This window comes from Flavobacterium pisciphilum, from assembly GCF_020905345.1.
Classification (GTDB): Bacteria; Bacteroidota; Bacteroidia; order Flavobacteriales; family Flavobacteriaceae; genus Flavobacterium; species Flavobacterium pisciphilum.
Map to the genome: position 1 here is coordinate 5,035,877 of NZ_JAJJMO010000001.1, position 22,533 is coordinate 5,058,409.

Genomic DNA, 22,533 nt, shown 5'->3' on the forward strand with positions numbered 1-22,533 from the left:
GTATTAAAAATGAATTACTTTCAATGATTTGCTTTTTCTCATATAATTCTGAATTATACTCTTAGCATCACGATTGCTTTGCATTGGTATAAGAATATTTTTTAGGATTTCGATGTTGGTAATCTGGTAGTTTAAATCGTAAAAAGCATAACCTTTATAAACACCATTTTCTATTAATACAGCGCTACGTTCATTTACAGTTCGACCGCGGTCTATTAAAACCATATTTTTGTTTTCGAAGCTATAATCTGTAATGAAATTTTGAACTCTTACATTGTATGTTTCTGGAGTGATTTCTCCAATACAAGCACCGTCACATTCTTTTATTTTATATTGAAAGCATTCTTTTTTAGTAACGTATAAACCAGTGAGCTTTTGGCACAGTTTGTATTTATCAGTTATAAAAAATAAAGCATTTTTTCCTTCTTGCAGGCTTCCATAAGATGTAATTTCTTTTTTTCGTCCATCAGTTTTCTGAAGTTTTAAGTTTAGATATCCTTTTTTGTCTTTTTCGACATATAAAGATAATGGAAAAATTGTTTTTTTCTGAGAACGATTGTATTTTGGTTTGTTAACTTTTATTTCTTCACTTTCTTTTAAAAGCGCAATTAGTTCACTTCCCGTTTCATCATAAGTAACAGTAAATACCTCGGCTTGAATTTTTTTGCTTTTGATATTTGTTCCTGTAAAATGCTGATTGATGCGTTTTTTTATATTTCGACTTTTGCCAATATAAATGATGGTTCCACTTTCATTGTGGATATAATATACACCTGTTTTTGTTGGTGCTTGTGCTACAATATCTAAAAGTTTAGGTGCAATGCCTTTTTCGATTTCGAGTTTTATGAAATCTTTTATGATTGTTTTTTCTGTATCTTTTTCTAAAAGCATTTTGAACAACTTAACTGTTGCCATTGCGTCACCATTGGCACGATGTCTGTCAGCCATTGGGATTCCAAGTGCACGTACTAGTTTGCCTAAGCTGTAAGAAGGTTGTTCTGGAATTAATTTTTTGGCAAGTTCGACTGTGCAAAGAGTTTTAGCTTCAAAATCATAGCCTAAGCGTCTAAATTCGGTACGTAAAATTCTGTAATCAAAAGAGGCATTGTGCGCTACGATAACACAATCTGAGGTGATTTCGATAATTCGTTTGGCAACTTCAAAAAACTTTGGAGCTGAGCGTAACATTGCATTGTTGATACCTGTAAGCTTTACAACAAATGGTTGAATGGGAATTTCAGGATTAACCAAACTAATGAATTGGTCAACTACTTCATGGCCATCAAATTTATAGATGGCAATTTCGGTAATTCCTTCTTCATTAAACTGTCCTCCAGTTGTTTCTATGTCGAGTATTGCGTACATTTTTAATGTCAATTTCAAAATTTAATTTCAATAAAAATACCAATTCAAGAATTTAAAATGTTATTGTTTTTTTTGAAATTGCAATTAATTATTTTTTATTTAATATCATTTTTGAAGTGATTGCAATTAACTGCTCTACTTCTTCAATTAGCCATTTTCGTTTTCTTTTTCTTGAATCATACTAAAATTTGAAATTTCTATTCAAAATCAAAAAAAAAATACATTACTATTCAGACTACTATTGAAATTATTTTTATTTTTTTATCTTCCTCCAAATATACTACTTCCAATGCGAACCATGGTACTACCGCATTCGATTGCAAGTTGATAATCTCCGGACATTCCCATTGAAACAGTACTCAACTTGCAGTTTGCAGTTTTTGTGGATTGTAATGAGTCAAAAATAGACTTTAAATGTGTAAATTCTTTTTTTATTTGGTTTTGATTTTCTGTAAAAGTTGCCATTCCCATTAAACCAATAACCTGAATGTTTTTCATATTTTGAAATTCATCAGAGGCTAGGAGTAATGTGAGTTCTTTTTCGTCAAGACCAAATTTCGTTTCTTCTTCGGCAATATGCATTTGAAGTAGGCAATCAATAACGCGATTGTTTTTTAATGCTTGTTTGTTAATTTCCTGAAGTAGTTTTAAACTATCAACACCGTGAATTAAGCTAACATACGAAGCCATAAATTTCACTTTATTGGTTTGTACATGTCCAATCATATGCCATTGAATGTCTTTCGGCATTTCTTCCCATTTATCGGTCATTTCTTGGATTTTGTTTTCTCCAAAAATACGTTGACCTGTTTCGTAGGCTTCCATCAAATCAGTAATAGGTTTGGTTTTAGAAACCGCAACCAATGTTACATGTTCAGGTAAAGAAGCTTTTATGGTATTTAAATTTGATGCTATTGACATTTTTCTATTTTCTCTTGAATTCTTAATATATCTATTTTTTCGTCCATTATGATTTTTTCTTCTTTATGTTTTTTGAACTCATTGAAGATTTCGATTATTTGCTCATCAGAAAATGTATCAAATAAATTAATAGTATACTTATCCTTCTTGTTTTTTAATCTAATATAAAAAAGTACGCTTTCTAATCCTTGCTTAGAAGACAAGCATCTTAGTTCTATATTAGTTTCTTTTATATCGAGTTCTTTTCTATATTCATTATTAAAAATTTCACCTTGCAATAAAATAGTATTTTTATCAAAAGATATTGTTTGTATAAAAAAACTTTTATTTCTATAAAAAACTATTGAAATTAATATGATACATAAAATTAGCTCAATAATGACCGTGTAATATTTAGCAAGATCAAGACTAAGTATTATGTATGAATAAAAGGCAAATGTTGCAAGGGCAACAAAGCTATTTATAGACAAAAGACGTTTGTTAAAGTTTTTATAGTCACCCTCAAATATTTCCATAATTTAAATTTAGACTATACAAATAATTTATATGAATTGCTTCGAAATTTTCTCTGCTTTTTTACTTTCACTATAATCATAAAAACCTTCGCCTGATTTTACTCCTAATTTTCCAGCACGTACCATATTAACTAATAACGGGCATGGTGCGTATTTGGGGTTTTTGAATCCGTCGTACATTACATTTAAAATGGCTAAACATACGTCAAGACCTATAAAATCTGCTAGTTGTAATGGTCCCATAGGGTGTCCCATTCCTAGTTTCATTACTGTATCTATCTCGTAAACACCAGCTACTTTGTTGTATAACGTTTCAATAGCTTCATTTAGCATTGGCATTAAAATTCTATTGGCAACAAAACCAGGGTAATCATTTACTTCAACTGGAGTTTTTCCAAGTTTTAGAGACAATTCCATAATGATTTTAGTTACTTCATCGCTGGTGTTGTAACCACGAATGATTTCTACTAATTTCATGATTGGCACTGGATTCATAAAGTGCATTCCGATAACACGCTCAGGATGTGCTACAACAGCTCCTATTTGTGTTATAGAAATAGATGAAGTATTTGTTGCTAGTATAGTATTATGCGAACAAGATTCGTTTAATTGCTTAAAAATATTTAGTTTTAAATCAATGTTTTCAGTAGCAGCTTCTACAACTAAATCTACACCTACAACACCATCTTTAATGTCTGTGTAAGTAATAATATTTGTTATTGTTTTGGCTTTTTCTTCTGCAGTAATGCTTCCTTTAGCAAGCATTCTATCTAAATTAGCGGCAATAGTTGCCATTCCTTTATCCAATGATTTTTCAGAAACATCAATTAGTTTTACAGTAAAACCACTTTGAGCAAATGTATGAGCAATTCCGTTACCCATTGTTCCAGCACCGATTACAGCTATTGTTTTCATATTATTTAAGTACTATATTTTATAATTTTAGCCATAAATTCACAAATTAATTCGTGAATTTATGGCTAGCTTTTTTTGTGATTATTTTATTTATCGAAACAGTCAATAATTTGGTAAGCTACTCTTAATGCATCTGTTGCTTGATCTAAAGTTACTACTGGATCAGTATTTGTGTTTATAGCATTTGCAAAAGATTCTAATTCATCTAGAATTGCATTGTTTTGCTCTACATCAGGGTTTGTAAAATAAATTTGTTTTTTTACCCCCTCTGCATTTTGCAAAATCATATCAAAATCACCTGGAATTTCAGGAGCATCTTTCATACGAACAACTTCACATTTTTTCTCTAGAAAGTCAACAGAAATATAAGCGTCTCTTTGGAAAAAACGTGTTTTGCGCATGTTTTTCATCGAAATACGGCTTGCTGTTAAATTTGCAACACAACCATTTTCAAATTCAATTCGTGCATTGGCAATATCAGGAGTGTCGCTAATTACGGAAACTCCACTAGCATTGATGCTTTTAACTTTCGATTTTACTACACTTAAAATTGCATCAATATCATGAATCATTAAATCTAATACTACAGGAACATCTGTACCACGAGGATTAAATTCGGCTAAACGATGTGTTTCTATGAACATTGGATTTTCGATCATGTCCTTTGTTGCTATGAAAGCCGGATTAAAGCGTTCAACATGACCAACTTGACCTTTTACGTTATACTCTTTTGCTAAAGCAATTATTTCTTCGGCTTCTTCAACAGTATTCGAAATTGGTTTTTCAATAAAAATATGTTTTCCTGATTTTATAGCTACCTTAGCACATTTGTAATGTGATAATGTTGGGGTTACAATATCAATTACATCAACAGCATGTATTAACTTTGCAATTGTATTGAAATTTTTATAACCGAATTCTTTGGAAATTTTCTCGGCGTTTTCTTGATTTTGGTCATAAAAACCAACTAATTCATATTTATCAGATTGTTGTAATAAACGTAAATGTATTTTACCTAAGTGACCAGCACCTAAAACTCCTACTTTTAACATGAGAATGTATTTTTAACAAAAATATAATTTATTTGTTGAAAGTGAAAGTGAATGCTTTAAAGTTTTAGTAATTTAATATTTAAGAATCAATATTTGAATTACTATTTACTTTCTTATTTTTGCCAAAATAAAAAGAACAAACATTGAAAGACACTGCCAAACATCAAGGACTTCGGAATCAATTAGTAAGCACTTTGCAACAAAAGGGAATTACCGATAAAGCTGTTTTGGAAGCGATAAAAAAAATTCCTAGACACCTTTTTTTGAACTCTAGCTTTGAAGATTATGCCTATCAAGACAAAGCTTTCCCGATTGGTGCGGGGCAAACTATTTCTCAACCTTACACTGTTGCGTTTCAATCGCAGCTGTTAGAAGTTAAAAAAGATCACAAAGTATTAGAAATTGGTACTGGATCTGGTTATCAAACTGCGGTATTATATATGTTGGGAGCCAAGGTATATAGTATTGAAAGACAAAATGAACTATTTAAAACAACATCTATCTTGTTTCCTAAATTAGGAATTCGCCCTAAGCATCTTTCTTTTGGAGATGGTTATAAAGGATTACCTGGTTATGCGCCATTTGATAGTATAATTGTGACGGCAGGGGCACCATTTATTCCTCAGCCATTAATGGCGCAATTAAAAATAGGAGGAAGGTTAGTGATTCCGCTAGGAGAAGATGTTCAAATTATGACGTTACTCATTCGTAAAAATGAAACTCAATTTGAAAAACACGAGTTTGGAGAATTTAGATTCGTACCTTTATTAGAAGATAAAAATTAAATAAAAAAGCCCATTTCGATGGGCTTTTTTATTGAGTAACTAATTGGATTGCACGCTGTAAATTTTCTTTTTCTACTTGTGCAACGTAATTTATAAAAATTGATTTATCATTTTGATTTTGACTTTCTGCTAAAATAGAGAGATACTCATTTTTGTGCTCATCATCCCCTTGAATGGTTGCAAAAACATAGCCGTTTTGAATTAATATCCAATTCATTAATAAGTGCGCTATTTGAATATTTCCGCTTTCAAAAGGATTAATTACTATGATTTTCAAATGGGCTTCAGATGCTAATAATATGGGGTGTAGTGTGTTCTTATTGGTTTCAAACCAACTGAAAAAGGAATTCATTTCACGAAGAATCAAAGGATCATTTTTGTATTTTCCTGCATGTTCAGGTTTAATTCCTCTTAAAATTTGGTTATGAATCGTTAGTAATTCTTTTTCATTGATAGAACTGTTTTTTTGAGTTAAATCTTTAATATAAGAAATAGTTTCATGATGGTTTACAGCTTCTAAATGTTCACGCATTGTTTTGCCTCCAATTGTTAGTCCCTCATTAATTACTGCTTTAGTCTCTTGTAGCGTCAATGTGTTGTCATTAATACGATTACTTTCATAGGTGAATTCAAGGTCTAAAATTTTAGAAATTCTATGTAAATCAAATTGTTGAAATGATTGTATTTTTGTTTTTAAGATTTCAATTTCATCTAAGATATTTTGTAATGTAGATAAAATGATAGAGCTGTCAGTTTTTTTAATATTTTGAATTTCGATTTCGGCGAGATGTAGTGCTTTAAGCGCTAGTTCTTCATGCCCGATTTCGTGTAGTATTTTTTCTTTTAACCAAACAATTAATAGGCTTTCAAAATCAATTTCGAGTAAAGAAGCAAGTTTAACAATTTGTTCTCTAGTAGGTTTTCGGGTGCCGCTTTCAAACTTACTTATTAAAGCTTGATCAATTTCGAGTAATTGGGCTACCTCTCGGGTTTTAAATCCTTTTTGCTCTCGAGCATTTTTAAGTATCATTTTCATTCTAGAGGCAAATTTTAAATTGTCAAGACAAATTTAGTCATTGTTTTAGCGATAAAAAAATAGCATTAAAATAAATTCAATGCTATTATATTGTCTAATAAGTATTATTTTTTAGGGAGAGTTCCGTCTTTATTCATCTCGTATATTATAGTTCTCATAATGTCGTCTACGGTTATGCCGATATCTGTAACATCAGTAGATTCTGTAGTGCCAGTCCATATTAGTTTCTTTTCTTTTAAAGAAAAAACATTGGTTTCTACTATATAGTAGGTGTTTTCTACATAATAACCTGGAGAATAAAAGTCGGTTCCATACATTCCGTACCAACCGCCAAAAGGGCCTCCATATAGACCATCATAGCCTCCATAATAAATACTGGTATCTATTCCTGGAACATAATTGGTTTGTTTTTCTTTGCTCACCAAGCGCATGGTTATAACGCCATCAAAATTTTCATCGCTTAGTATTTTTAGTTTTTGATCATCTGTGAGACCATTACTAATTTGATTCAAGAAAGGATAAGAAGGTTGAAAAATAGGGCTATTTGCAGCAATTCTGTTCTCGATAATTCTTCGAGTCTCTTCATTTTTTATTAAAGCTACAATTAATACTTTTTTAAAATTCTCTGAGCTAATTGTTATTTGTGGATCTCTCCAACTACTAACAATTGAAGAATTAGTGCCGCATCCATATAGTAAGATAGCAGTTAATACAACAAATATTCTTTTCATAACTTGAACATTTAGAATTTATTGTAGTAAAAATAAGTGTAAATATCGAGACAAGACTTTAGTAAGAAAGAGATTAAATTAAAAAGCCTTCTTGATTCGATCAAGGTCACGCTTAGTATCTTGTTCTTTTAAAGATTCACGCTTGTCGTAGTTTTTCTTTCCTTTACAAAGTCCGATTTGTAGTTTGGCAAGTCCTTTCTCATTAGTAAATAACTTTAATGGAATAATTGTTAATCCTTTTGCTTGCACACTCTTCTGAAGACTTTTTAACTCTTTTTTATTCAAAAGCAATTTTCGTTCACTTCTGGATTTGTGGTTGAATTGATTTCCAAAGGTATATTCTTCAATATAAGTATTTATAGCAAAAAGTTCATCACCACTAAATTCGCAAAAACTTTCGGTAATGTTTGCTTTACCAAGACGTATTGATTTGATTTCAGTTCCAGCTAAAACAATTCCAGCAGTATAGGTATCTATTATTTCGTAATCGAAGCGGGCTCTCTTATTGAGAATATTGACAGTTTTTAACATAGTGTACAAATGTAAAATAAAAAAGAAAAACTTTAGTAAAATCAAAGATAATTAAAGAAAATTTTTAAACTATGATTTTAATCATTTTTCAAGAAAAAACTTACACCTAAGTTTGTTAAATAATTTAAAATAAAAAACTAAGACATGAAAAAAATTTTAACATTAGCTAGTATTGTATTAATGGGGTTAACAGTAAAAGCTCAGGAAGTTAATCAAGGTTTAAAAGGAGCATGGTTTGTAACATCACAATTTGGTTACCAACAAACCAAAACGGATGATGTAAAACATACAAATTTATCAGTAGTGCCAATAGTTGGTACATTTATAACGCCATCGGTTGCTGTTGGGGCAGGACTTGGGTATATTAATATGAAATCTGATTCAGACAAAGGTACAGCAGCAAAAACTGATTTAATAGTTATTCAGCCATTAGCAAGAAAATACTGGAATGTAGCGGGTTCTTTATATTTCTTCGGACAGTTGGCAGCACCAATTATTACTGGTAAAGAAAAAGAGAGTGATTTAAAAATAAACCAATTTGGTTTGACATTATCAGGTGGATTTGATTACTTCGTGACAAAATATTTCTCTGTAGAGTTTTCTTATAACTTAGCTAATTTCACATCTACTACTTTAGATCCAAAAGATGGTTCTAAAACTACAGTAACTAATTTTGGATTAGCACATATGGCTAATGTTGATTCAGCTTATGCAGTTGGAGGTGCAAATCTAACAACACCACTTGCTGTTGGATTTAAATTCATATTCTAAATTATAGAAGATTATTTTAATTTCAATTTAGTAATTTTGTAAAAAAGAAAGACCGTACTTTTTATAGTACGGTCTTTTTATTATTATTTAAAAAACATAAAATGCAAAATCAAGATAGAAATCCTTTACACGGAATAACACTTCAAACTATACTCGAAAAACTAGTTGGTTACTATGGATTTGATACTTTGGGTGAATTAATCCCGATTAAATGCTTTACTTCAAATCCTAGTATAAAATCTAGTTTGACTTTCTTAAGAAAAACAGATTGGGCTAGAAAAAAAGTAGAGGATTTATATATAAAATCGATTCCTAAATTTCAGGTATAAATTAATTTAATTTATACGAAATCATTACACCGCCACCATAAGGCAACCATTCACCACTTTTGTTATAATGTGGTGCTTTTTCATAACGACCCGGAGTACCATCATTGTAAAAACCTTTATAAAAACCTTGATGCCATCCTCCGCTAACAAAAAAGTCAAGCATGAATTTGTTATTTAATTTCTTTTGATATCCAAGTGTGGCTCCTAATCTATATCCATGCCCTTCTTCATATTTATTAGTATCCCAGTAACCCCATTTTTGGATTTTATAGATATCAGCTCCAATGTGACCACCAAAATATAAACCATTGAATTTTTCGTTAAAATGGTAGCGAATTTCAGGAGTGAAAGTGACAAATTTCATTGGACTTTTCCCATCAAAGGATTCCCAAAAAGACGCCATTAAGTCAACATTAAGAGTTAGTTTTTCTCCAATACTTGTTTCTACAGCAACATCAGGAATTGCTACTAAAGCTGTAAGAGCATTTGCTTTTATATAAGTTTGGCTATGCGATTGAATTGTAAATAAAAGAACGATTAAGGCAAATAATTTTTTCATAAAATCTAGTAATTGCTAGCAATAAGTTCGTTTTGATTGCTAGTTTCGGGTGCAAATATAACGCAATGCATTATGTTGTATTGTTGTAATTTGAAAATTTAACAAGAATTGATTAAAAACATGTAAGTCATTTAAAGGGGAATGAATTTTTAAAACCTTGTCTTACAATGAGCTTGTGTTCTTTTTTATGTTAAATGATTGAGTCGTGTATTCTGATCTTTTTTTGTTTTCAATGCTGCCTAAGTAGGTTAAACACTTTTTTTGTTTAATAATGAGTAAATAACATTGTCTAAAAAACGACCTTCATAATATTCAGATTCTTTAAAATGGCCTTCCTTTACAAAACCAGTTTTTTGTAAAACTCTTTCTGAGGCTAGATTATCTGGATCAATAACAGCTTCGATTGAGTGTAGTTTCATATCATTAAAACCATAATCAATAACGGTTTTTGTTGCTTCAGGGATAATTCCTTTTCCATGAAACTCAGGTAATAGCATATAACCAATCTCTGCACGGTAATTTTCAGGTTGCACCCTAAAATAACCAATAAATCCAATTATTTTCGGATCATTTTTTAGTGTAATTCCCCAATTGATTCCTTCATTAGTTTCTATAATGCTATTAAGTTGCGCTATGTGTTCTAATGCTTGTTCAGTAGTTTTTATGAGTGGCCTTGGAATGTATTTCATAGTTTCAGGATTAGAACGTAAGGCTATGATTTCGTTAGCATCTTCATCTGTTATTCTTTTAAAGAGCAAGCGTTCAGTTTCAAGTATAGGGAATGGTGAAAAATTAAGATTTAACATAGGGTATATAAATAAGATTAAGTTATAGAATTTCGATACTAAATTTGGAGTTAAAGGTTTGATTTGCTTCTAAAGTCAGGATTCCTTCTTTTTCGAAAAAATTTCCAGAATTTTCATTAGTGTCAGAGTAGCCAAACCAAGGTTCAATACAGATAAAAGGAGCATTTACTTTTGTCCAAATACCTAAACTAGGAAAATCTGCAAAATCAACTTTAATATAAGGAATGTTGTTTTCTAAAATAGTTAAAGAATTTGAATCTAATGATTTAAATATTAAAGCATCATTTTCAAATAACGGATAATTTAGTTGAACCTGACCTTCAATTGTTTCTAATTGCTTTGTTTTATCGGAAATTAAATCATTTTCAAGCAAAGAATATTTTAAGGTTTCTTTTTTTTCAAATTCTAAGGCATAATTCTCAAAATCTTCTGGTAGTGCTATTGCAGGATGAGCACCTATAGAGAATGGCATTTTGGAAGCAGTTTTATTGATTACCTTATATTGGATATCCAATTGAGAATCTATTAAGGTGTAAATTAGTTGTAGTTCAAATTCAAAAGGATACACTTTTAGGGTCACATCATTTGATTGAATTGAAAAGATAGCACTTTCATCAGTTTTAGAAACTAGATTAAACTCCATGTCTCTAGCGAAGCCATGTCGTGGTAAATGATATGTTTCAGTATTAATAGTATAGGTGTTGTTTTTTAAAGTGCCAACGATTGGAAATAAGACTGGAGAGTGTTTGCCCCAGAAAGTTGGGTTTCCTTCCCAAATATATTCTTTGTTATGTTTGTTTTTTAATGAAAATAATTCGGCTCCAGCATGTTTAATTGAAGCAGAAAGTTTCGAATTTGAGATGATTGTAATCAAAATTTAGGTTTTGTAGAGATTAAAAAATATGTATTGTAAATATATTTATAAAATTAAATTATAGATAAAAAAGAAGATGAAATATTTTTTGATGGAATTTATATGAAATTGTATTAATCTGGTTGGTTTTAATTCATAAATACCTTTTTTTTTCATTAATTTGCTAGATAAACAGGTACAAAAATGAAAAAACACTCTTTGAGAGCCGTATTGTCTATGGCTTTATTGCTTGGAATTTCGACCACATGGGCGCAACAAGTTCCTAATACGAATACTAATCCTATTTCTAAATATGATTATTATGAGTCATTCTCTCCATTGTTCTATTCTAAAAATGGAACTGCAACTCGTTCAGCAAGCGGTCAGCCAGGTGCTGAATACTGGCAAAACAGAGCAGATTATAAAATAACTGCAAAGTTAAATGGAGTTACTAATGAGATTATTGGTACAGATGAAATTACTTATACCAACAATAGTCCAGATAAAATGTCTTTTGTTTGGCTAAATTTGGATCAGAATTTATTTAAAGAAGACTCAAGAGGAAATGCAGTAGTGCCATTAACAGGAAGTCGTAACGGTGCTCAAGGCCAAGTTTTTGATGGTGGAAATAAAATAAAATCAGTAAAAGTAACTGTTCTTGGCAAGAAAAAATCTGTTGAAGCAGATGCAAAATATATTGTTACTGATACTAGAATGCAAATTTTTCTTCCAGAAGAATTAGCTGCGAAAGGGAGTAGCGTTAAAATTAAAATTGAATTTTCATACATAGCTCCTAATGAAGGATCAGATAGAACAGGAGTTCTTGAAACTAAAAATGGTAAAATATTTACAATAGCACAGTGGTATCCACGTATGTGTGTGTATGATGATGTAAGAGGTTGGAATACACATCCTTATTTAGGTGCTTCAGAGTTTTATTTGGAATATGGTGATTTTGATTTAAAATTAACTGTTCCAGCTAATCATTTTGTAGTTGCGTCAGGAGAATTGTTGAATGCTTCAGAGGTATATACTGCTGAACAACAAAAACGTTTTAAAGAAGCTGCTCAAAGTGATAAAACAGTTATGATTCGCTCAGCTGAAGAGGTTGTATCAGCAGCATCTGTCCCTGTAAATGGAGAAAAAACATGGCATTATCAAATAAAAAATGCTCGTGATGTTTCTTGGGCATCTTCAGCTGCATTTATTTTAGATGGTGCTAAAATTAATTTACCTAGTGGAAAAAAATCATTAGCTCTTTCAGCTTATCCAGTTGAAAGTGCAGGAAATGGGGCTTGGGGACGTTCTACAGAGTATACTAAAGGAGCAATCGAAAATTATTCAAACAAATGGTTTGAATATCCTTACCCAGTTGCAACAAATGTAGCAGGAAATGAAGGAGGAATGGAATACCCAGGAATTGTATTTTGTAGTTGGGAGTCAAAAGGAGAAGACCTATGGGGAGTTACAGACCATGAATTTGGACACATCTGGTTTCCTATGATTGTAGGTTCAAATGAAAGATTATTTGGTTGGATGGATGAAGGATTTAATACTTTTATCAATTCGCTAAGTACTGCTGAGTTTAATAAAGGAGAGTATAAGGAAGCGCCAAGAGATTTACATAAAATGGCAGAGATGTTTACTAGTCCTAAATTAGAAACGATTATGAGTTCTCCAGATAATATGAAGGAGGCAAATATTGGGATGTTGTGTTATTATAAACCAAGTTCAGGTTTGGTGATTTTGAGAGAACAAGTATTAGGTAAAGAGCGTTTTGATATTGCTTTCCGTACTTATATTGAGCGCTGGGCTTATAAACACCCTACACCAGATGATTTCTTTAGAACAATGGAAAATGTTGCAGGAGAGGATTTAAGTTGGTTCTGGAGAGGATGGTTTGTTAATAACTGGCGTTTTGATCAAGGTATTAACTCTATTAAATATGTGAAAAATGATCCTAAAAAAGGGATTATTATTACTATTGAGAATTTTGAAAAGATGGTAATGCCTGTTGTAATAGATGTAAAAACTAAAAGCGGTAAAGTTTCTAGAACAAAACTACCAGTTGAAATCTGGCAAAGAAATACAGAGTGGTCTTTTAAATTTGACTCTACAGAAGAAATAGAAAGTGTTACAATTGACCCTGATCACGTTTTTCCAGATAGTAATGAAAGTAATAATGTATGGACAGCTGGAAGTGGTAAAATTGAAAAAGATGTTGTTTTAGATTCATATTTAGGTACATATTCAAGTAAAAGAACACCTTTAAAAATAACATTTACAGAAAAAAATGATGGACTTACTGTAGAGCTTCCTAATTATCCTAAATTTTCAGTTCAGCCAGTTGCTGATGCTGTAGATACTTTTGAATCAACAAGAGCTGGATTAAGATTTGTATTTAATAAGACAGGATTAAATATGACAATTTTAGAAAATTCACAAGTAATGGAATTTACAAAAGAGTAATTTAAATTTAAAAATTTAGATAGAATTAGAACTTTTGAGCTTTTTTAAACAGCTTTAAAAGCTTTAAAATGTTGAAATCGGCTATTTGAGAGTAACTCAAATAGCCGATTTTTTTGTTAAAAATTTAATTTTTTGCTTAGAATTTAGTTGCAACAATGCGATAAATCTATAAAAACAACATTATATTAAAAAAATGTTACAATTTTTAAATAAGGTGTTGTAATTAAAAAAAAGATGTAAATTTGCATCGATGAATAAAATAAGTTTACATATAACTTCTTTGTCGCGGACAAACTCACCTGCTACTTCTCCCGTAGTACGGATACTATCTCTATAGTATTATAAGAGTTTTTCGTTGTATTTATTTATATTCATTTTTTTGTCTTGAAATTACCTAAGTTGTCCTTTGGACAAACACATCCTAGAAGTACGTTTTATTTAAAAATTTCTCAATATCATCTTTCTGATATTAAGGGTTTTACGTATATTTTATTTAGCTTTGCTGAAGCAACTCTTGGGTTTCAGAAAAAAAATCATACTTTATTTTTTAACCCTAACTTCAACTATTGAAATGAAGATCTCTATTGTTGTAACACAAGAAGAACATTATAAATATGCGCAAGAAATATGCGATACTATAGAGTCGTCTGCCTTATTGAGAGGTACCGGAATTGCTAAAAGAACTCCAGAATATATTCAGAAAAAAATGGAGAACAGAGACGCATTGATTGCTTTGGCAGATGGTAAATTTGCAGGTTTTTGTTATATCGAAAGCTGGCAACATGGCAAGTTTGTAGCTCATTCGGGATTGATAGTACATCCAGATTATAGAAACTTAGGTTTAGCCAAAAAAATTAAATCAAAAGTTTTTGATTACTCATTAGAGAAATACCCAGATGCCAAAATATTTGGTATCACAACAGGTCTAGCAGTTATGAAAATTAACTCAGATTTAGGGTATAAGCCAGTTCCTTTTTCGGAACTTACAAGTGATCCAAGCTTTTGGGCAGGTTGCAAAACTTGTACGAATTATGAAATATTAAAAAGTAAAGAAAATAAAATGTGCTTATGCACAGGAATGTTATACGATCCAAAAGAAAAACAAAAAGATCCGCCAAAACATCCTTTCAACGTAAAAGTACTCAATAGATTAAAATCAATTAAACAAGCCCTTTTCTTAAAAAAATAAAATTATGAAAAAAGTTGTATTAGCTTATAGCGGAGGATTAGATACTTCGTACTGCCTTAAATATTTAAAAAATGAAAAAGGATATGAAGTCCACACTGTACTTATTAATACAGGAGGTTTCGATGAAGAAGAATTAAATGCTATTGAAGAAAGAGCTTACGAATTAGGAAGTGCTCAGCATGCAAATCTTACAATCGTAGATAAATACTATGATAAAGCTATAAAATATTTGATTTATGGAAATGTATTAAAAAACAATACATATCCATTATCTGTAAGTGCGGAACGTGTTTTTCAAGCTATTGAAGCAATAAAATATGCTAAAAAAGTAGGAGCAGAGGCAATTGCACACGGAAGTACAGGAGCTGGAAATGATCAAATTAGATTTGATTTAATTTTTCAGACAATTGCTCCCGAAATTGAAATCATTACTCCAATTAGAGATTTGAAATTGTCAAGACAAGAAGAAGTAGACTATTTACAAAAAAATGGAGTTCACTATTCTTGGGAAAAAGCACAATATTCTATTAATAAAGGGCTTTGGGGAACAAGTGTAGGAGGAAAAGAAACCTTAACTTCTAGCCAAGCTTTACCAAGTGAAGCATATCCTTCGCAATTGCAAAAAGAAGGAGAAGAGAAAGTTACGCTACAATTTGAAAAAGGAGAACTAGTTGGTGTAAATAACGTAAAAAACACACCAACCAAAAATATTGTTATTCTAGAAAAATTGGCCAATGCTTATGCAATTGGTAGAGATATTCACGTAGGAGATACTATTATTGGTATTAAAGGAAGAGTAGGTTTTGAAGCTGCTGCACCATTGATAATCATAAAAGCACATCATTTATTAGAGAAACATACACTTGGTAAATGGCAGCAATATTGGAAAGAACAATTAGGGAACTGGTATGGAATGTTGTTTCATGAAGGTCAGTTTTTAGATCCAGTAATGCGTAACATTGAAGCTTTTCTTGAAGATACTCAAAAAACTGTAAATGGAACTGTAATTGTTTCATTAAAACCATATCACTTTTCGCTTGACGGAATTGAATCAGATAATGATTTAATGAATACAGGATTTGGTCAATATGGAGAAATGAACAACGCTTGGACATCAGATGATGCCAAAGGATTTATAAAGATTTTAGGAAATGCACAAAACATATTTTCATCTGTAAATCACTTAGATTATGATTAATGTTGGAATAATAGGCGGTTCAGGCTATACAGCTGGGGAATTGATAAGAATATTGATGTATCATCCCAATGTGAATATTGATTTTGTATACAGTACAACCAATGCAGGTAAGCCACTTTCTGTTGCACATCACGATTTGTTGGGAGATATCGAAATGGATTTTACCAATGCAATTAATCCAAATGTAAACGTTGTTTTTTTATGTCTTGGACACGGGAAATCTATTTTGTTTTTACAAGAAAATAATTTTGCTGGTCATACAAAAATCATCGATTTAGGAAATGATTTTAGATTGACTAAAGATTCAAATTTTGAAGGAAAACAATTTGTTTATGGATTGCCAGAATTGAATAAAACAGCTATTAAAAAAGCAAATTATATTGCAAATCCAGGTTGTTTTGCAACAGCAATTCAATTGGCATTATTGCCATTGGCTAAGAATGAACTTTTAGAAAATGATATACATATTAATGCTACAACAGGAAGTACTGGAGCTGGTGTAAGTCCTTCAGAAACGACACATTTTAGTTGGAGATCAAATAATATGTCACATTATAAAGCGTTTGATCATCAGCATTTAGGAGAGATAAACCAGAGTGTAAACCAATTACAAGCAGCTTATTCAAATGAGTTGTTGTTCATCCCGAATAGAGGAGATTTTGCAAGAGGAATTTTTGCAACACTATATACTACTGTGGAAGAGAGCTTAGATGAAATCGCTACAAAATATGAAGATTTTTATAAAAATGAACCGTTTGTAACCGTTACTACAACCAATATCAATATGAAACAGGTTGTACAAACAAACAAGTGTATTATTAGTTTAACTAAAAAAGGAAACCGGTTATTAATTACGTCAATAATCGATAACTTAACCAAAGGAGCTTCTGGACAAGCAATTCAAAATATGAATTTAATGTTTGGATTACCAGAAACTACAGGTTTACATTTGAAACCAAGCGGATTTTAAAAATGAAAGTTAAAGGTGAGGTGTAAAATGTATTTATAGTACTTACATATCGATAGCTAGCCTTTTACTAATAACATTTAACAATAAAAAAAATGAACTTATTTAACGTTTACCCATTATATGATATTACTCCTGTAAAAGCATTAGATTGCACAATTACAGATAATAACGGAATAGAATATTTAGATTTATATGGTGGTCATGGAGTAATCTCTATTGGACACACACAAGCTGATTATGTAGCAAAACTGAAAAATCAATTGGATAATTTAGGATTTTATTCAAATGCAATTCAGAATCCTTTGCAAGTAGAATTAGCTGAAAAGCTAGGAAAACTTTCTGGATTAGAAGACTATGAATTGTTTTTATGTAGTTCAGGAGCAGAAGCAAATGAAAATGCATTGAAACTAGCTTCATTTCATAACGGAAAATCAAGAGTTATAGCTTTTGATAATTCTTTTCACGGAAGAACTTCGGCAGCAGTTGCAGTTACTGATAATAAAAAAATTGTAGCTCCAATAAATGCACAACAAGTAGTTACTTTTTTACCTTTAAATAATATCGAATTAGTAGAAGCAGAACTTCAAAAAGGAGATGTTTCTAGTGTAATTATCGAAGGAATTCAAGGAGTAGGTGGTTTAGATGAAGGAACAACTGCGTTTTTTCAAGCTTTAGAAAAGGCTTGTAAACAACACGGTGCTGTTTTAATTTTAGATGAAGTGCAATCAGGTTACGGAAGAAGCGGAAAGTTTTTTGCATACCAACATCACAATATTAAAGCAGATATTATTTCGGTAGCAAAAGGAATGGGGAATGGTTTTCCTGTTGGAGCTATCTTGATTTCACCTGAGTTTGAGGCTAGTTTCGGATTATTAGGAACTACTTTTGGAGGAAGTCATTTGTCTTGTGCTGCTGGAATTGCAGTTTTAGATGTAATGGAAAAATTGAAATTACAGGATAATGTAAACGAAGTTTCTGCATACTTTTTTGAGCAAATCAAACAAGTGCCTCAAATTATAAAGGTAAAAGGAAAAGGATTGATGCTTGGTGTTGAATTTGAATTTGATGTTGCAGCCTTGAGAAAGAAACTGATTATCGAAAAACATATTTTTACTGGAAGTGCTAATAACAAAAATCTGTTGAGAATTTTGCCTTCACTGACAGTGAAAAAATCAGATATAGATGCATTTATCGTTGCATTGAAAGAGAGTTTAGCTGAATTAGGGCATTAGTTTTTCATTGCTAACTACATAACAACTACTACCAAACAACCAACTACAAAAATTATGAATCACCAATTATCAATTGAAAAGAGGAATTTGGTTTTACTTTCGATGGCAAGGCTCGTTGAAGAGGAAAGGAACCAAATTATTCTGACGAATCAAGCTGATCTAGCCGCTTACAATGGCTCTGATTTAGCCATGGAAGAACGTTTAAAAGTAGATAATGCTAAGGTTGATGAAATGATTTTGTCATTGAATCAATTGGCTTCTCAAGAAGACCCAGTTGGTATAGAAAGATTTCATTTTGTTCATGAAAACGGAATTAAAGTCAGTAATAAAACAGCAGCCTTTGGTACAATATTGATTATTTATGAATCAAGACCTGATGTAACTATCGAAGCAGGTGGAATTGCTTTTAAATCTGGAAATAAAATTTTACTTAAAGGAGGAAAGGAAGCCTTAAAATCAAATTTAAAAATTGTGAGTTTATGGCATCAAGCTTTGGAGGAAAATAATGTTTCGACAGAATGGGTTGAGTATTTAAACTACAATCGTCAGGAAACACAGGCTTTTTTAGAAAAACCAACACAAAAAGTAGATTTAATAGTACCTCGGGGTGGCGAAAAATTAATTGAGTTTGTAAAAGCACATGCGACTTGTCCAGTTATTGTAAGTGGGCGGGGAAATAATTTTGTTTACGTTCATAAAGAAGCAGATACAGATATTGCTTTGAAAGTAATTTTGAATGCAAAAACATCTAAAATCTCAGCTTGTAATGCAATAGATAAGGTTCTAATAGATTCACGATTACCTAATTTTGAAGGTTTTCTAGCTATTTTGATAGAAGAATTGGATGAGTCGAAAGTAGAGATTATTGTAGATAAAACATTAAAAACGTTTACAAATACCAGTGTCTTGGAAAATGAAGATGTCTGGTATGAAGAATTTTTGGATTATAAAATAGTGTTAGGAGCGATCGATTCGGAATTAGATGCCATTGCAAAAATAAATAAGTATTGTGGAGGACATTCCGCAGCGATTATTACAAGAAATAATACTGTCGCTCAGGAATTTATGGAATCTATAGATGCAGCTGCAGTTTACCATAATGCATCGACTCGATTTACTGATGGAGGGCAGCTCGGCTTAGGTGGAGAATTAGCTATTAGCACAGACAAACTCCATCAAAGAGGACCAATTGGTTTGCAACATCTTGTAACCAATAAATGGTATATTTATGGTGAAGGACAAATTAGATAATTAGACTTCTTAGATTGTTAGACTATCTTAGAATTTAGATTACTGAATAATGATTTTCAATTTCAGATATAGCTTTGCGAACTTAGCGTTTATACAAGATTTGCAATATAAAAAACGTTGCGTCTTTTACGGTAAATAGATTGCTGAATAATGATTTTCGATTTCAGATGTAGCTTTGCGAACTTAGCGTTTATAAAAGATTTACAATATAAAAAAAGCTTGCGCCCTTTGCGGTTGAAGATTTTAGATTTTCAAAACTTAGATTCTTAGTATCTTAGAGACTTTAAAAAAATGAGCAAAAAAAGAATTTTATTAAAAATAGGAAGTAATACGTTAACGAAGGAAACCAATCATATTTCAAGAGGAAAAATTGAAGATATTGGAATTCAAATCGCAGCTTTAAATGACAAATACGAATTTGTAATCGTAAGCTCAGGAGCTATTGCGGCAGCGAAACAATTTGTGAAACTGGAAAGCAAAGGCAAAGAGATTATTGTAAAACAAGCGTTAGCTTCAATAGGACAGCCACATTTAATGCGGATTTTCCATGAGAATTTTAGCGATTTAGGTTTACTTACCTCACAATGTTTGTTGTCATATTCAGATTTTGAAAAGGAGCAATCCAAAATAAATATTGTAAATACAATTAATGTTTTGGTAGAGAACAATTACATTCCGATAATTAATGAAAATGATACAGTTGCTACTGATGAAATTCAGTTTGGTGATAATGATAAACTAGCAGCATTGGCAGCAGTTTTATTAAATGTAGATCTTTTGATTATTGCCACTAACACAAGTGGAATTTATACAAAAGCCTCTATTCATAATGAAGAGCCAGAAACGATAGCTTTAGTAAATGATTTGCGGATTTTGGAAAAAGAAATTGGAGAATCAAAATCGTCACACGGAACAGGAGGAATGCAGTCAAAAATTGAAGCAGCAGCTATTGCTAAAGCAGCAAATATCGAGACCTGGATCGTAAACGGATTAGATGATAATTTTATTCTAAAAGCATTAAAAAATGAGATTTCTTTTACAAAGATTGTGTAAAGGTGTTTAATCGTTAATTCGTTTAATTGATTTAACAATAGAGCATTAGAAACACAATTTTTTAGAAACAATATAAGTCGGATTTGTTTAATTGGTAAAAACGATTAAACAAAAGACGATTAACCGATTAAATAAATATAACTATGAACTATATTTCAATTCAAGATATCAACTCATTATCAAAATGGGTAAAAGGCGCATTAAAAATTAAAAAGAATCCGCTTAAAAATCAAAGCTTAGGGAAGAATAAAACCCTAGGAATGTTATTTTTTAATCCAAGTTTAAGAACGCGTTTGAGTACTCAAAAAGCAGCTTTAAACTTAGGTATGAATGTTATGGTAATGAATTTCACTAATGAAGGTTGGACATTGGAGTTTGAAGATGGTGCAATTATGAATTCTGGAGCTTCAGAGCACATAAAAGAAGCAGCAGAAGTCGTTTCACAATATTGTGATATTATTGCAATTCGTGCATTTGCAGGTTTAGAAGACAAAGAAAAAGATTATGCCGAAACGGTTATCTCTGGATTTATAAAATATGCAACTGTGCCAATCGTAAATATGGAAAGTGCGGTTCGTCATCCGATGCAGTCTTTAGCAGATGCCATTACGATGGAAGAATATAAAACCAAGCACAAACCAAAAGTAGTGCTTTCATGGGCACCACATCCTAAGGCTTTGCCTCAAGCTGTAGCGAATTCATTTGTAGAAATGATGCAAATGCAAAAAGATATGGATTTTGTAATCACACATCCAGAAGGGTACGAATTGAGTCCAGAAATTACAAAAGACAGTAAAATAGAATACGATCAAAATAAAGCTTTTGAAAACGCTGACTTTGTATATGTAAAAAACTGGAGTAACTTTAACGATTATGGAAAAGTAACCAATGTAGACCCAACATGGACTGTTACAGCCGAAAAAATGGCTTTAACAAACAACGGAAAATTTATGCATTGCCTTCCTGTTCGTCGTAATGTAATCGTAAGCGATGAAGTAATCGACAGTGAAAATTCAATCGTAATCCAACAGGCAAATAATAGAACATATTCAGCACAATTAGTGTTACAGAAGATATTGAAGAAATTGTAGAGTAAAGTTGCTAAGGTTCTAAGTGTCTAAGATGCTTAGAACCTCAGACACTTAGAATCTTAGACACTCAGAACCAAAAATGAAAAAAGTTACAGTAATAAAAATAGGCGGAAATATAATTGATAATCCAACCGAATTAGAACAATTTTTAACCGATTTTTCTAAAATAGAAGGGTATAAGGTATTGGTTCATGGAGGAGGGAAATCGGCAACAAAAATGGCTGAAAGTATTGGTTTAGTTCCTCAAATGATTGATGGCCGACGTATAACAGATGCTGCAATGCTAGATGTTGTAGTAATGATTTACGCAGGTCAGATTAATAAAAATATTGTAGCTCAATTGCAGTCTAAAGACAATAATGCAATTGGTTTTTCGGGAGCAGATGGGAATTTGATTCAATCAACAAAAAGAAACCATCCAACAATAGATTACGGTTTTGTAGGCGATGTAAAACAAGTTAATACAAAACTATTGGCTACATTGCTTGAAAACGGAATTGTTCCAGTTTTTTGCGCCATTACACACGATAAAAACGGACAATTGTTAAACACAAATGCAGATACAATTGCAAGTGAATTAGCGATTGCTTTATCAGAAGTTTTTGATGTGACGCTTACATATTGTTTTGAAAAACAAGGTGTTTTGTCAGATTCAGAAGATGATTTATCAGTAATTACAGAAATAAATGAGTCTTTATACGCAAAGCTAAAAGCCGAAAAAGTGATTCACTCAGGAATGATTCCTAAACTCGATAATTGTTTCAATAGCTTGTCAAAGGGAGTTCAAACAATAAAAATTGGACACCATAGTATGTTGCAAAATTCTAATATATTGCACACAACGATTAAATTATAAAAGAAAAAAGTTGCTAAGTTTCTAAGAAACCATGATTTTTGCAATCTTAGAAACC

The 22,533-nt window shown here is 31.4% G+C and carries 23 protein-coding genes; 12 read left to right on the forward strand and 11 right to left on the reverse strand.

The window, feature by feature from the left end:
• Positions 1–3 precede the first annotated feature (3 nt).
• The 5 genes from LNQ49_RS21450 to LNQ49_RS21470 all read right to left on the reverse strand — a co-directional run bounded on the left by LNQ49_RS21450 (position 4) and on the right by LNQ49_RS21470 (position 4,768).
• Entirely contained in the window at positions 4–1,365 is a 1,362-nt protein-coding gene (locus tag LNQ49_RS21450) for an exonuclease domain-containing protein (protein ID WP_229990983.1), read from the reverse strand.
• Between the two features lie 261 nt (positions 1,366–1,626).
• A complete protein-coding gene (locus LNQ49_RS21455; protein ID WP_229990984.1) occupies positions 1,627–2,286 on the reverse strand; it encodes a YggS family pyridoxal phosphate-dependent enzyme in 660 nt (219 codons plus the stop codon).
• Positions 2,277–2,801: a hypothetical protein gene (locus LNQ49_RS21460; RefSeq protein ID WP_229990985.1), complete on the reverse strand. Its 525-nt coding sequence runs from the start codon at positions 2,799–2,801 to the stop codon at positions 2,277–2,279. Before LNQ49_RS21460 ends, LNQ49_RS21455 begins: the two co-directional genes overlap by 10 nt.
• 27 nt (positions 2,802–2,828) lie before the next feature.
• Entirely contained in the window at positions 2,829–3,716 is an 888-nt protein-coding gene (locus tag LNQ49_RS21465; RefSeq protein WP_229990986.1) for a 3-hydroxyacyl-CoA dehydrogenase family protein, read from the reverse strand.
• 86 nt (positions 3,717–3,802) lie between these two features.
• Complete coding sequence (locus LNQ49_RS21470) at positions 3,803–4,768, reverse strand: Gfo/Idh/MocA family protein (protein WP_229990987.1); 966 nt, start codon at positions 4,766–4,768, stop codon at positions 3,803–3,805.
• Between the two features lie 143 nt (positions 4,769–4,911).
• Between LNQ49_RS21470 and LNQ49_RS21475 the strand changes: the two genes are divergently transcribed.
• Positions 4,912–5,553: a protein-L-isoaspartate(D-aspartate) O-methyltransferase gene (locus LNQ49_RS21475; protein ID WP_229990988.1), complete on the forward strand. Its 642-nt coding sequence runs from the start codon at positions 4,912–4,914 to the stop codon at positions 5,551–5,553.
• A 28-nt stretch (positions 5,554–5,581) separates the two neighbouring features.
• Here LNQ49_RS21475 and LNQ49_RS21480 read toward each other — a convergent pair whose 3' ends face one another.
• The 3 genes from LNQ49_RS21480 to smpB form a co-directional block, all read right to left on the reverse strand.
• Positions 5,582–6,589: a helix-turn-helix domain-containing protein gene (locus LNQ49_RS21480; RefSeq protein WP_229990989.1), complete on the reverse strand. Its 1,008-nt coding sequence runs from the start codon at positions 6,587–6,589 to the stop codon at positions 5,582–5,584.
• A 104-nt stretch (positions 6,590–6,693) separates the two neighbouring features.
• Positions 6,694–7,320, reverse strand: coding sequence for a hypothetical protein (locus LNQ49_RS21485; protein ID WP_229990990.1), 627 nt, complete (start codon positions 7,318–7,320; stop codon positions 6,694–6,696).
• Positions 7,321–7,398: 78 nt separating this feature from the next.
• Positions 7,399–7,851, reverse strand: a complete 453-nt coding sequence (gene smpB, locus LNQ49_RS21490; protein WP_229990991.1) for an SsrA-binding protein SmpB — start codon at positions 7,849–7,851, stop codon at positions 7,399–7,401.
• A 144-nt stretch (positions 7,852–7,995) separates the two neighbouring features.
• Between smpB and LNQ49_RS21495 the strand changes: the two genes are divergently transcribed.
• Together LNQ49_RS21495 and LNQ49_RS21500 are read left to right on the forward strand one after the other, a co-directional pair.
• Complete coding sequence (locus LNQ49_RS21495; RefSeq protein WP_229990992.1) at positions 7,996–8,622, forward strand: outer membrane beta-barrel protein; 627 nt, start codon at positions 7,996–7,998, stop codon at positions 8,620–8,622.
• 101 nt (positions 8,623–8,723) lie between these two features.
• Positions 8,724–8,951, forward strand: coding sequence for a VF530 family protein (locus LNQ49_RS21500; protein ID WP_229990993.1), 228 nt, complete (start codon positions 8,724–8,726; stop codon positions 8,949–8,951).
• A 1-nt stretch (position 8,952) separates the two neighbouring features.
• Here LNQ49_RS21500 and LNQ49_RS21505 read toward each other — a convergent pair whose 3' ends face one another.
• The 3 genes from LNQ49_RS21505 to LNQ49_RS21515 all read right to left on the reverse strand — a co-directional run bounded on the left by LNQ49_RS21505 (position 8,953) and on the right by LNQ49_RS21515 (position 11,190).
• Positions 8,953–9,510, reverse strand: coding sequence for a DUF3575 domain-containing protein (locus LNQ49_RS21505; RefSeq protein WP_229990994.1), 558 nt, complete (start codon positions 9,508–9,510; stop codon positions 8,953–8,955).
• Positions 9,511–9,758: 248 nt separating this feature from the next.
• Positions 9,759–10,316 (reverse strand): GNAT family N-acetyltransferase, encoded by a 558-nt coding sequence (locus tag LNQ49_RS21510; protein WP_229990995.1) that lies wholly within the window; start codon positions 10,314–10,316, stop codon positions 9,759–9,761.
• 22 nt (positions 10,317–10,338) lie between these two features.
• Positions 10,339–11,190, reverse strand: a complete 852-nt coding sequence (locus LNQ49_RS21515; protein WP_229990996.1) for an aldose 1-epimerase family protein — start codon at positions 11,188–11,190, stop codon at positions 10,339–10,341.
• A 183-nt stretch (positions 11,191–11,373) separates the two neighbouring features.
• Here LNQ49_RS21515 and LNQ49_RS21520 point away from each other — a divergent pair, with 183 nt between their 5' ends.
• From LNQ49_RS21520 to argB, 9 genes are all read left to right on the forward strand, one after another.
• Complete coding sequence (locus LNQ49_RS21520; RefSeq protein WP_229990997.1) at positions 11,374–13,638, forward strand: M1 family metallopeptidase; 2,265 nt, start codon at positions 11,374–11,376, stop codon at positions 13,636–13,638.
• Between the two features lie 571 nt (positions 13,639–14,209).
• Complete coding sequence (locus LNQ49_RS21525) at positions 14,210–14,827, forward strand: GNAT family N-acetyltransferase (RefSeq protein WP_229990998.1); 618 nt, start codon at positions 14,210–14,212, stop codon at positions 14,825–14,827.
• 4 nt (positions 14,828–14,831) lie between these two features.
• The gene (locus LNQ49_RS21530) at positions 14,832–16,025 is read left to right on the forward strand and encodes an argininosuccinate synthase (RefSeq protein WP_229990999.1); all 1,194 of its coding nucleotides are present in this window, start codon (positions 14,832–14,834) and stop codon (positions 16,023–16,025) included.
• Entirely contained in the window at positions 16,018–16,995 is a 978-nt protein-coding gene (gene argC / locus LNQ49_RS21535; protein ID WP_229991000.1) for an N-acetyl-gamma-glutamyl-phosphate reductase, read from the forward strand. The genes LNQ49_RS21530 and argC overlap by 8 nt, the downstream gene beginning before the upstream one ends.
• A gap of 92 nt (positions 16,996–17,087) precedes the next feature.
• A complete protein-coding gene (locus LNQ49_RS21540) occupies positions 17,088–18,227 on the forward strand; it encodes an aspartate aminotransferase family protein (RefSeq protein WP_229991001.1) in 1,140 nt (379 codons plus the stop codon).
• Between the two features lie 54 nt (positions 18,228–18,281).
• Positions 18,282–19,478, forward strand: coding sequence for a glutamate-5-semialdehyde dehydrogenase (locus LNQ49_RS21545; RefSeq protein WP_229991002.1), 1,197 nt, complete (start codon positions 18,282–18,284; stop codon positions 19,476–19,478).
• Positions 19,479–19,769: 291 nt separating this feature from the next.
• Positions 19,770–20,531: a glutamate 5-kinase gene (proB, locus tag LNQ49_RS21550; RefSeq protein WP_229991003.1), complete on the forward strand. Its 762-nt coding sequence runs from the start codon at positions 19,770–19,772 to the stop codon at positions 20,529–20,531.
• Positions 20,532–20,674: 143 nt separating this feature from the next.
• Positions 20,675–21,622: an N-acetylornithine carbamoyltransferase gene (locus LNQ49_RS21555; RefSeq protein WP_229991004.1), complete on the forward strand. Its 948-nt coding sequence runs from the start codon at positions 20,675–20,677 to the stop codon at positions 21,620–21,622.
• A 79-nt stretch (positions 21,623–21,701) separates the two neighbouring features.
• The gene (gene argB / locus LNQ49_RS21560; RefSeq protein WP_229991005.1) at positions 21,702–22,478 is read left to right on the forward strand and encodes an acetylglutamate kinase; all 777 of its coding nucleotides are present in this window, start codon (positions 21,702–21,704) and stop codon (positions 22,476–22,478) included.
• Positions 22,479–22,533 lie beyond the last annotated feature (55 nt).

Coding starts and splice junctions, on each gene's coding strand:
- smpB (WP_229990991.1), bottom strand. CDS start 7,851: ATGTTAAAAACTGTCAATATTCTCAATAAGAGAGCCCGCTTCGATTAC.
- proB (WP_229991003.1), top strand. CDS start 19,770: ATGAGCAAAAAAAGAATTTTATTAAAAATAGGAAGTAATACGTTAACG.
- LNQ49_RS21540 (WP_229991001.1), top strand. CDS start 17,088: ATGAACTTATTTAACGTTTACCCATTATATGATATTACTCCTGTAAAA.
- LNQ49_RS21555 (WP_229991004.1), top strand. CDS start 20,675: ATGAACTATATTTCAATTCAAGATATCAACTCATTATCAAAATGGGTA.
- argC (WP_229991000.1), top strand. CDS start 16,018: ATGATTAATGTTGGAATAATAGGCGGTTCAGGCTATACAGCTGGGGAA.
- LNQ49_RS21460 (WP_229990985.1), bottom strand. CDS start 2,801: ATGGAAATATTTGAGGGTGACTATAAAAACTTTAACAAACGTCTTTTG.
- LNQ49_RS21485 (WP_229990990.1), bottom strand. CDS start 7,320: ATGAAAAGAATATTTGTTGTATTAACTGCTATCTTACTATATGGATGC.
- LNQ49_RS21450 (WP_229990983.1), bottom strand. CDS start 1,365: ATGTACGCAATACTCGACATAGAAACAACTGGAGGACAGTTTAATGAA.
- LNQ49_RS21500 (WP_229990993.1), top strand. CDS start 8,724: ATGCAAAATCAAGATAGAAATCCTTTACACGGAATAACACTTCAAACT.
- LNQ49_RS21480 (WP_229990989.1), bottom strand. CDS start 6,589: ATGAAAATGATACTTAAAAATGCTCGAGAGCAAAAAGGATTTAAAACC.
- LNQ49_RS21495 (WP_229990992.1), top strand. CDS start 7,996: ATGAAAAAAATTTTAACATTAGCTAGTATTGTATTAATGGGGTTAACA.
- LNQ49_RS21470 (WP_229990987.1), bottom strand. CDS start 4,768: ATGTTAAAAGTAGGAGTTTTAGGTGCTGGTCACTTAGGTAAAATACAT.
- LNQ49_RS21465 (WP_229990986.1), bottom strand. CDS start 3,716: ATGAAAACAATAGCTGTAATCGGTGCTGGAACAATGGGTAACGGAATT.
- LNQ49_RS21510 (WP_229990995.1), bottom strand. CDS start 10,316: ATGTTAAATCTTAATTTTTCACCATTCCCTATACTTGAAACTGAACGC.
- LNQ49_RS21455 (WP_229990984.1), bottom strand. CDS start 2,286: ATGTCAATAGCATCAAATTTAAATACCATAAAAGCTTCTTTACCTGAA.
- LNQ49_RS21505 (WP_229990994.1), bottom strand. CDS start 9,510: ATGAAAAAATTATTTGCCTTAATCGTTCTTTTATTTACAATTCAATCG.
- LNQ49_RS21545 (WP_229991002.1), top strand. CDS start 18,282: ATGAATCACCAATTATCAATTGAAAAGAGGAATTTGGTTTTACTTTCG.
- LNQ49_RS21525 (WP_229990998.1), top strand. CDS start 14,210: ATGAAGATCTCTATTGTTGTAACACAAGAAGAACATTATAAATATGCG.
- LNQ49_RS21520 (WP_229990997.1), top strand. CDS start 11,374: ATGAAAAAACACTCTTTGAGAGCCGTATTGTCTATGGCTTTATTGCTT.
- LNQ49_RS21530 (WP_229990999.1), top strand. CDS start 14,832: ATGAAAAAAGTTGTATTAGCTTATAGCGGAGGATTAGATACTTCGTAC.
- argB (WP_229991005.1), top strand. CDS start 21,702: ATGAAAAAAGTTACAGTAATAAAAATAGGCGGAAATATAATTGATAAT.